Origin of the sequence: Vulcanococcus sp. CPBay_Sum15L08_68 (assembly GCF_017855895.1) — a bacterium.
Classification (GTDB): Bacteria; Cyanobacteriota; Cyanobacteriia; order PCC-6307; family Cyanobiaceae; genus Vulcanococcus.
The window spans coordinates 1-9,008 of the sequence record NZ_JAFMFX010000069.1; the positions used below are offsets into that span (position 1 = coordinate 1).

Here is a 9,008-nt window from a genome sequence, read left to right on the forward strand (position 1 = left end):
GCCCGCAGCGCGGAGGTGCTGGCTGAGGCGATCAAGGCCAACATCCTTCCCCGCGATCTGATGACCCGCGAGGCCTTTGAAAACGCCATCAGCGTGATCATGGCCGTCGGCGGCTCCACCAACTCCGTGCTCCACCTCCTGGCCGTGGCCCGCACCGCTGGCGTTGATCTCTCGATCGATGACTTCGAGACCATCCGCCAACGGGTGCCCGTGATCTGCGACCTCAAGCCCAGCGGCCGCTACGTCACCGTGGATCTCCACCAGGCCGGTGGCATCCCCCAGGTGATGAAGCTGCTGCTGGATGCCGGTCTGCTCCACGGCGATTGCAAAACGATCGAGGGCAAAACCCTCAAGCAGGTGCTCGCCGATGTTCCCGCGGTGCCCCCAGCCGGCCAAGACGTGATCCGGCCGCTGAGCAATCCGCTCTACGCCAAGGGCCACCTGGCAATCCTCAAGGGCAACCTGGCCGAAGAGGGTGCCGTGGCCAAGATCAGCGGGGTGAAGAATCCGGTGATCACCGGCCCCGCCCGCGTATTTGAAAGCGAGGAAACCTGCCTGGCCGCCATCCTCGATAAGCAGATCAACCCAGGCGACGTGGTGGTGGTGCGACAGGAGGGTCCCGTGGGTGGACCCGGCATGCGCGAGATGCTCAGCCCCACCGCCGCGATCGTGGGCCAGGGCTTACTGGATTCCGTGGCCCTGATCACCGATGGACGCTTCTCCGGGGGCTCGTTTGGACTGGTGGTCGGCCATGTGGCGCCCGAGGCGGCCGTGGGCGGAACCATCGGTCTGGTCCAGGAGGGCGACAGCATCACCGTCGATGCCAGCCAACTGCTGATCCAACTCAATGTTGATGACGCCGAACTGGCCGCCCGCCGGGCCGCCTGGAGCAAGCCTGAGCCGAGGTACCGCACCGGTGTTTTGGGTAAGTACGCCCGGCTGGTGAGCTCCAGCAGCAAAGGTGCTGTGACCGACCAGCCTGACCTCTAGGCCTCGCCAGCAATCAAGGCGCGAATACGCCTGCAGAGGGCTTCAAGGGGGGCGCCGGCGCTGGGGCGTTCGCAGCGCTCCCCTGAGTTCGCTTGCATCCAGACGGGATGGCTGCCATGCCAAAGCATGGGTGCCTGCTCATCGGCCACCATGCTGAGCATCAGGTTTAGTTCGTCGCCGCTGCGGTAGATCTCCAGCTCGAGATCGCGATCAGGGTGGCGAACCCCATCGGTGTCGCGCGCTTCGATCAAGAGACAGCAATCACTGCAGTCCCCGACGGTGGAGGGCGGTTCGCCACTGAAACGCAGGGCGTGGCGATAGGGCTTCAGGCAGACATCGGCGGCCTTGGCCAATTCGCTCAGGAGGGGTTCGAGGTCCACAGTCAGGCCACGGCTCGGATCGAGCGGAGCAGCAAGCGCAGGGCACCGGGCCGGAAGCCGGGATTACGGCCGCCCATGTCTCCAAATTTGGAATGCAAGATCTGAATTCTGGTCACCCGTGCGGGATCAAAACGAAGGGGCAGGCCAACGGGGGTAGCCCGAACGCTGGGGGTGAGACGACTAAAGGGAATCGTCACCACGGAGGTGCCGTTGGGCCGGGTGGAGAACTCCGCCACCCAACGCAATCCACCTGGGATCAGTTCCGTGAGGCCGGCCACCCCATCACGGCTGGCCAGGGCCAGCTTGTAGCGGCGACCATCGCCATCGAGTTCGAGCTCGAGGGCTCCGTAGGAGGAGAGATCCAGCGGTGGATCCAGCACCGCTGAGCGGCAGCTCACAAAGCCGCCCCCCTCGGGTTCAACGACGGCCTCCATCAGCAAGCCAGACGCGGTGGAGTGACACTGACCCTGGCTGCGTCCCCCCATGATCGTGTCGTTGAGGGTGTGCCATCCAGGGAAGTCAGCTCCCTGTGCCAGGACCAGTGGCGCAAGCATGGATGCGATCCAAAGCAACGGCGTCAGCCTGCCGCAGTCACACCCGCGAGCGCGGCCTCATCCGCCAGGACAAGAACCTCATTGCGGGGAGTGACCAACTTGGCGGGGGTCCTATCGGGTGATTCACTCGGATCCAGCAGGCGGCTGAGGGCCTGCACCTTCCCTGATCCACTCACCAGAAAGATCACCTGGCGGGCCGCACTCAAAACAGGTGCGGTCAAGGTGATGCGCTCAAGTCCCTTACCGCGACCGACCGTGGTCCACCGATCGGTGATCGTCGGCGCCTCGGTGCCGGGGAACAGGGAGGCCGTATGGCCGTCCTCACCCAAGCCGAGAACCATCAGATCAAAAATCGGGGGCTCGCCAGGACAGACCCTCTGGATGGCCGAAGCGAATGACGCGGCACTCTCCTCTGGGGTCGGCAGGCTCACCGTCGGCACGGGATGGAAGGCGGCCTTGCTGCCGGGACCGTCCTTCAGCAGGGTCTGCCGAAGCATGCGGGCGTTACTCGAGGCATCCTCTGCATCGACCCAACGTTCATCGCCGAGGAACACATCGACCCTTTCCCAAGGGAGATGTTCCTGGCCGAGCAGGCCATAGGCCACCGCTGGGGTGCTCCCGCCAGAGAGAGCCAACTGGGCCCGATCCCGTTGGTCGAGGGCTAGATCCAGATGGGAAGCAATGGTCTGGGCAGCGAGGCGGGCCAGGGCCTGGCCGTCGCTTGCCCGTTCAATGCGGTAGTGGGTCATGGCCGGTTGCCTCTCAATCGAGCCACTCGGTGTGGAAAGTCCCCTCTTGGTCGACCCGTTGGTAGGTGTGGGAGCCGAAGCAATCGCGCATGGCCTGCACCAGGTTCTGCGGCAGGCGGGCGGTGCGGTAGCTGTTGATGTAGTCGAGGGTGCTGCTCAGGCAAGGGACCGGGATCCCGGCCTCGGCAGCACCGGCAACAACCTTCGCCAGACCAGGGAGGCGCCGATTCACCTGCTCGGCGAACCAAGGGTCGATCAACAGATTGACCAGCTGGGGATTGGCATTGAAGGCGTCCTGAATGCGCTTGAGCAGACGCGCGCGAATGATGCAGCCCCCTTTCCAGATCTGGGCGATGGACGGCATGTTCAGGTTGTAGTCATGCTCAGCCGAGGCGATGCGCAGCAGCTCCATGCCTTGGGCATAGCTCGCCATGCAGGCCAGGACGACGGCATCCATCAGCGGACCGGTGCCGTCGTTGCCGCAGAGTTCAAAGGATTGGACCGCCGGACCATGGAGGATCGCCTCGGCGTTCTGGCGCTGGGGCTTGATCGAGCTCATCACGCGGCCGTTGAGGGCGGCGTAGATGGTCGGTACCGGTGCACCCATCTGCAGCGCACTCACCACGGTCCAAAGACCAGTGCCCTTTTGCCCCGCCTGATCGACGATCTTCTCCACCAGATCGCTGCCATCAGCGGGGTCCTTCGTGCGCAGACAGATCTCGGTGATCTCAACGAGATAGGAGGCCAACTCCTCGGTGCTGTTCCAATGGCCAAAGATGTCGGCCATCTGCGTGCCGTTGAGACCACCAACCCGCTTGAGCAGGTCATAGGCCTCGGCAAGGATCTGCTCGATGCCGTACTCAATGCCGTTGTGGACGGTCTTGACGAAGTGGCCGGAGCCCCCGGGACCGATGTAGGTGACGCAGGGTCCGTCTTCCACCTGGGCCGCCATCTTGCAGACCAGGCTCTCAATCGCGTCGTAGGAGGCCTTGGTGCCGCCGGGCATCATGCTCGGCCCTTCGAGGGCTCCTTTGGCACCGCCTGAGACCCCCATCCCGATAAAGCCAAAACTCTTGCTCTCGAGCTCAGCCACACGACGTTCGGTGTCGTGGTACTCCGAGTTGCCACCATCGATCAGCAGATCGCCTGCTTCGAGGTAGGGCGAAATGTCTTTGATCACCGCATCCACCGCAGGACCGGCCTTGACCATCATCAGGATCCGGCGCGGATGCTGAAGCTTGCTGACAAAGTCCTCCAGGCTCGTGGAGCCAACAATGTTCTTGCCGGCGCCCATCCCAGAGAGGAACTCCTCGGTTTTGGCATAGGTGCGGTTGTAGACCACGCTGGAGAAACCATTGCGCTCAGCGTTGAGCACCAGGTTCTCGCCCATCACACCGAGACCGATCAAGCCGAAATGGGCCTTATCCATGGAGCTTTGAAGACGGATCCAATGTCACCAGTGTGGCGAGCTCTTTCAGCGGCGTGAACCGTTGTTGGCGAACACTGAAACAGGTTGAGTTGCCAACAAAAAACCCCTCTCTGCAAAGCCAGAGAGGGGTAGAGCAACGAATCGAGAGCGACTAGATGACGCTGTGGTCGGGGATGCTGGCGTTCTTGACCACCACGACAATGCCGTTGCGGATGTAGAAGCCGAGCTCAGGGCGATCTGCTTCTTCGACGTTGTCCTTGTTGACGATGGTGACGTTGTCGCCGATACGGGCGTTCTTGTCGAGGATCGCTCGCTTGACCGTGGTCCCGCGACCGACACCAACCGGAGTGCCGCCACGTTGACGCAGGGCATTGCGCTCGGCAGGGGACTCGAAGAAGTCATTGCCCATCACCAGGGTGTCCTGGAGGACGGCATCTTCTTCGACGCGGCTGCGAACACCCAGAACGCAATGGTGGATGCTGCAGGCCTTGAGGATCGAACCCTCACCAATGATCGATTGGGTCACCTGGGAGTCCAGCAATTTGCTGGGGGGCAGGTAACGGGGACGGGTGTAGATCGGGAAGGACTCCTCGTAGAACGAGAAGGCCGGGTTCGGCTGGTCGGTCAGGGCCAGGTTGGCCTCGTAGAAGGCGCCAATCGTTCCGATGTCTTCCCAATAGTCATCGAAGAGATAGCTCTGGATGTGGTCACCGCGCTCCAGGGAGGCAGGGATCAGCTCCTTGCCAAAGTCCGTCGCGCTCGGGTTCTTCGCTAGCAAATCGAACAGGGTCTCGCGGCTGAAGACGTAGATCCCCATCGATGCGAGATAGGGGCGCTTCTCGGCTTCCTCTGGGGAGAGCCCCAGACGGGAGGTGTCGACCCACATCTCCTTCAGGGCATCACCCTTGGGCTTCTCGCGGAACTCGCGAATCTTTCCTTTCTCGTCGGTGTGCATCAAGCCGAAGGCTTCGGCCTGCGGGGCATCCACCGGCAGGGCACCGATGCTGATGTCGGCGCCGGTGGCGATGTGGTGGTTGACGAACTCGCTGTAGTCCATCCGGTAGAGCTGGTCACCGGAGAGGATCAGGTAGTGGTCCACATCCCATTCCTGGAAGAGCCACTGGTACTTGCGCACGGCATCCGCTGTTCCCTCGAACCAGCTGGGGCTCTCTGGGGTCTGCTGGGCCGCCAGCACCTCGACAAAGCCCTGACCAAAGCCAGAGGAGAGGTTGTAGCTCTGGGTGAGGTGACGGTTGAGGGAAGCGCTGTTGAACTGCGTCAACACGTACATCTTGTTGATGTCGGAGTTGATGCAGTTACTGATGGGGATATCAATCAGTCGATATTTGCCAGCCAGGGGCACGGCGGGCTTGGCCCGCATCTTGGTCAGAGGGTATAGGCGGGTCCCTGCACCGCCGCCCAGAATGATCGCCAGAACGCGCTTCATCGCTTCCCTCTACGCCAAAAGCACGGCGACGTTAAGCGATTACTGAGGCCGCTCCACGGCTTTTGGGGCACATTGGCGGCAATTCGTACGGCTTTTCCCAGAACAGCCGTGATCCCTTAAAAACCCGGTGGGGTACTTAGCCCTGGAGGTCCTCCAATTCGAACAGCTCCTGGATGACCTTCATCGCCTGGTGCCGCTGCTGACGGGGCTGGGGAGCCCTCAGTTTCGTGACGGGACCATGGAGGATTTTGTTGATGATCCCCTTGCTCAGGGCCTCAACAACCTTGCGCTCGCGGGCGGAGAGGTCAGGACCCATCCGACTCAGAGCCTTCTGGAGCTCCTGCTCGCGGATCTCCTCGAGTTGGGTGCGCAGCCTGTTGGCCACGGGGACCGCCTCTAGACCATCCCACCACTCGATGAACTGTTGCCCCTCCTGATGAAGCATGCCCTCCGCTTCAGCGGCAATTTCACGGCGCGCCTCCTGATTGCGGGCAACCACCTCTTGGAGGTCGTCCACGTCATAGGCAGCGATGCCGCTGAGCTCGGAAACATCCGCTGAGATGTTCCGTGGCACGCCGATATCCACCAACATCAAGGAGGAGCGTCGGTTCAATTGCTCCAAACGCTCTGCCGTAATGATCGGGTCATCGGCACCCGTGCTGGTGAACACCAGGGAACAGGTGCTCAGGCAGTGATTGAGATCGCTGAGGGGTCGGCATTGAACCGGCAGAGCGGGGAAGTCCGCCGCCATCTCCTCGGCACGGGAGACGGTTCGGTTGAGCAGGACAACACCCCTGGCTCCCTTGGCCTGAAGGTGCTGGAGAAGCAGTCGGGCCATCCGACCGGCGCCGACCACCGCAATTTGTTCCTGATCGAGGGGAACGAGATCGTCAATCCCGCGGGCCTGTCCAACCTTCAGTTGGGCCAGCTCAACGGCTGCAGAACTGATCGAAACGGCACCGGTCCCCAGGTTGGTCTCCGAACGCACCCGCTTACCGGTGCTGACGGCTTGGTTGAGCAGGCGGTTCAGGATTGGGCCGATCGAGCGATGCTCTTGGCCCAGGCGGTACATCTTTTTGACCTGGGACAGGATCTGGCCTTCCCCCAAGACCAAAGAATCCAAGCCAGCCGCGACACGCATCAGGTGCCCGATGGCCTCCTCGTGGTGGTAGGCAAAGAGATGGGGCATGAGCTCAGAGAGCTCAAGGCCGGAATGCTGACTGAGAAAACTGCCGACGGCTGAAACCCCCTGCTCAGGGTTGCGAAGCAGGGTGTAGATCTCGAGCCGATTGCAGGTGCTGAGAATCGAGGCCTCAAGAACCTGTTCGTCCGCCCGCAGGCGCTGGAGGGAGTCCTCCATGCTCTGCTCAGCAATGCTGAGACGTTCCCGGATCTCAACCGGGGCCGTTCGGTGACTGAGTCCGACGACGGCGATGTGCATGAAGGTGGATCCGGGGGTGCGCAACAGGGACGGCTAAAAGAAAGCCGGGCCTCCCAGAGGAGACCCGGCTCGAGCTGATCAGGCGATCAGCGCAGAGCGATGCTCTGGGCTCCGTCCTTGATGTGGACCGTGGTGGTGAAACGGGCGGTGTTGTCCAGGGTGCTGATCACCAGGGAGCTGGTGCGGGTGCAGTCCTTCTCGAACTTCACGCCGTCGAAGAGCAGACCATCGGTGATGCCGGTGGCAGCGAAGACGACGTTCTCACCGCAGGCCAGTTCGTTGGCTTCGTAGACGCGGTCAGGATCGGTGATACCCATCTCGGCCAGGCGGGCCAGGTTGCCTTCCTTGGTCAGGCCTTCCCACTCGGAGGTCTGAGCGACGGCGGGGTCATACACCAGTTGACCTTGGAAGTGACCACCCAGGGCGCGCAGGGCGGCAGCGGAGATCACGCCCTCAGGAGCAGCGCCGATGCCCATCAGGCAATGGGTGCCGGTGCCAGCGAAGCCGCAGGCGATGGCGGCCTGCACGTCGCCATCGGAGATGGGCTGCACGCGAGCGCCGGTGGCGCGGATTTCCTTGATCAGGTCCTTGTGACGGGCGCGGTCCATGACCACGATGACCAGCTCTTCAGCGGGCAGTCCCAGGCACTCGCTCAGGATCTTGATGTTCTCGGTGGCGGACTTATTGATGTCAACCTTGCCCTTGGCGGCCGGGGGTGCAGCCAACTTCTTCATGTAGAAGTCGGGGGCATTGAACAGACCACCACGGTCAGAGGCAGCCAGAACGGCCATCGAGCCGCGCTGGCTGTTCGCGCAGAGGTTGGTGCCTTCGCAGGGATCCACAGCGAAGTCCACGCCGGGACCGGTGCCGCTGCCGACTTCCTCGCCGATGTACAGCATGGGAGCTTCGTCGCGCTCGCCCTCGCCGATCACGATGCGGCCCTGCATCTGGATCTTGTACATGCGCTCACGCATCGCCTCCACGGCGGCTGCGTCGGCCTCGTTCTTCAGGCCCATGCCGGTGAGCTTGGCGGAAGCGATGCCTGCCTGCTCAACAACCTCGAGAATTTCTTGAATCAGGGTGCGATCCACGGCGGTCCGGCGATGGGAAGGGTTGAAGCGCAGAGAGGGCTCTGGGGCTCTGGAGCACTGCAGTGACGGCCGTGAGAACCAGTCAATGAGTGGAAGTCCAGCGCCAGCAGGGCCTCTCGGGCTTTTAGCGCCGCTCACTGTATCAGTGCTTCACGGCGCGCCGAGCCGATGCAGCCTTTGAAAAAGAGGGGTGATGGCGATTCCTACAATCAGCCCCTGTTCAGCCGCGGTTGCGCCCCATGAGCACCAAGTCCCTGGTGATCTCCCCCTCGATTCTGTCCGCGGATTTTTCCCGGCTTGGGGAGGACGTGCGCGCGGTGGATGAAGCCGGTGCCGACTGGATTCACGTGGATGTGATGGATGGACGCTTTGTCCCCAACATCACCATCGGCCCCATGATCGTCGAGGCCCTGCGCCCGGTGACCAAGAAGCCCCTGGACGTTCACCTGATGATCGTCGAGCCGGAGAAGTACGTCCCCGACTTCGCAAAGGCCGGTGCAGACATCATTTCCGTGCAAGTCGAGGCCTGCACCCATCTGCATCGCAACCTCGCCCAGATCAAAGATCTCGGCAAAATGGCCGGTGCGGTGCTCAACCCCGGCACCCCGATCGACACCCTCGAGTACTGCCTTGAGCTCTGTGATCTGGTGCTGATCATGAGCGTCAACCCTGGTTTCGGCGGTCAAAGCTTCATCGAGAGCCAGGTGCAGAAGATCCGTGACCTGCGCCGGATGTGCGACGAAAAGGGCCTGGATCCCTGGATCGAAGTGGACGGCGGCATCAAGGCCGAGAACGCCTGGAAGGTGATCGAAGCCGGTGCCAACGCCATCGTCAGTGGCTCAGGCGTGTTCAACCAGCCCAGCTACGCCGATGCCATGACCGGCATCCGCAACAGCAAGCGCCCCTGAATCAGCCAATCCATGGCAC

General features: G+C 62.4%; 9 protein-coding genes. 2 read left to right on the forward strand and 7 right to left on the reverse strand.

The window, feature by feature from the left end:
• A partial coding sequence (locus QZ189_RS09670) for a dihydroxy-acid dehydratase (RefSeq protein ID WP_296421636.1) occupies positions 1-990 on the forward strand: 990 nt, incomplete at its 5' end.
• On the opposite strand, the gene QZ189_RS09675 is transcribed toward QZ189_RS09670, so the two are convergent.
• The 7 genes from QZ189_RS09675 to glpX all read right to left on the reverse strand — a co-directional run bounded on the left by QZ189_RS09675 (position 987) and on the right by glpX (position 8,081).
• Entirely contained in the window at positions 987-1,370 is a 384-nt protein-coding gene (locus QZ189_RS09675; protein ID WP_010316940.1) for a hypothetical protein, read from the reverse strand. The genes QZ189_RS09670 and QZ189_RS09675 overlap by 4 nt on opposite strands.
• 2 nt (positions 1,371-1,372) lie before the next feature.
• Positions 1,373-1,924, reverse strand: coding sequence for a CIA30 family protein (locus QZ189_RS09680; protein ID WP_247478343.1), 552 nt, complete (start codon positions 1,922-1,924; stop codon positions 1,373-1,375).
• A gap of 23 nt (positions 1,925-1,947) precedes the next feature.
• Complete coding sequence (gene pgl, locus QZ189_RS09685) at positions 1,948-2,673, reverse strand: 6-phosphogluconolactonase (protein WP_296421637.1); 726 nt, start codon at positions 2,671-2,673, stop codon at positions 1,948-1,950.
• Positions 2,674-2,686: 13 nt separating this feature from the next.
• Positions 2,687-4,102, reverse strand: coding sequence for an NADP-dependent phosphogluconate dehydrogenase (gndA, locus tag QZ189_RS09690; RefSeq protein ID WP_010316936.1), 1,416 nt, complete (start codon positions 4,100-4,102; stop codon positions 2,687-2,689).
• A 151-nt stretch (positions 4,103-4,253) separates the two neighbouring features.
• Entirely contained in the window at positions 4,254-5,549 is a 1,296-nt protein-coding gene (locus QZ189_RS09695; RefSeq protein WP_296421638.1) for a glucose-1-phosphate adenylyltransferase, read from the reverse strand.
• Positions 5,550-5,685: 136 nt separating this feature from the next.
• Positions 5,686-6,990, reverse strand: coding sequence for a glutamyl-tRNA reductase (locus tag QZ189_RS09700; RefSeq protein ID WP_296421639.1), 1,305 nt, complete (start codon positions 6,988-6,990; stop codon positions 5,686-5,688).
• Between the two features lie 86 nt (positions 6,991-7,076).
• The gene (glpX, locus tag QZ189_RS09705; RefSeq protein ID WP_010316931.1) at positions 7,077-8,081 is read right to left on the reverse strand and encodes a class II fructose-bisphosphatase; all 1,005 of its coding nucleotides are present in this window, start codon (positions 8,079-8,081) and stop codon (positions 7,077-7,079) included.
• 239 nt (positions 8,082-8,320) lie between these two features.
• Here glpX and rpe point away from each other — a divergent pair, with 239 nt between their 5' ends.
• On the forward strand, positions 8,321-8,989 hold the full coding sequence (rpe, locus tag QZ189_RS09710) for a ribulose-phosphate 3-epimerase (RefSeq protein ID WP_010316929.1): 669 nt from the start codon (positions 8,321-8,323) through the stop codon (positions 8,987-8,989).
• Positions 8,990-9,008: the final 19 nt, after the last annotated feature.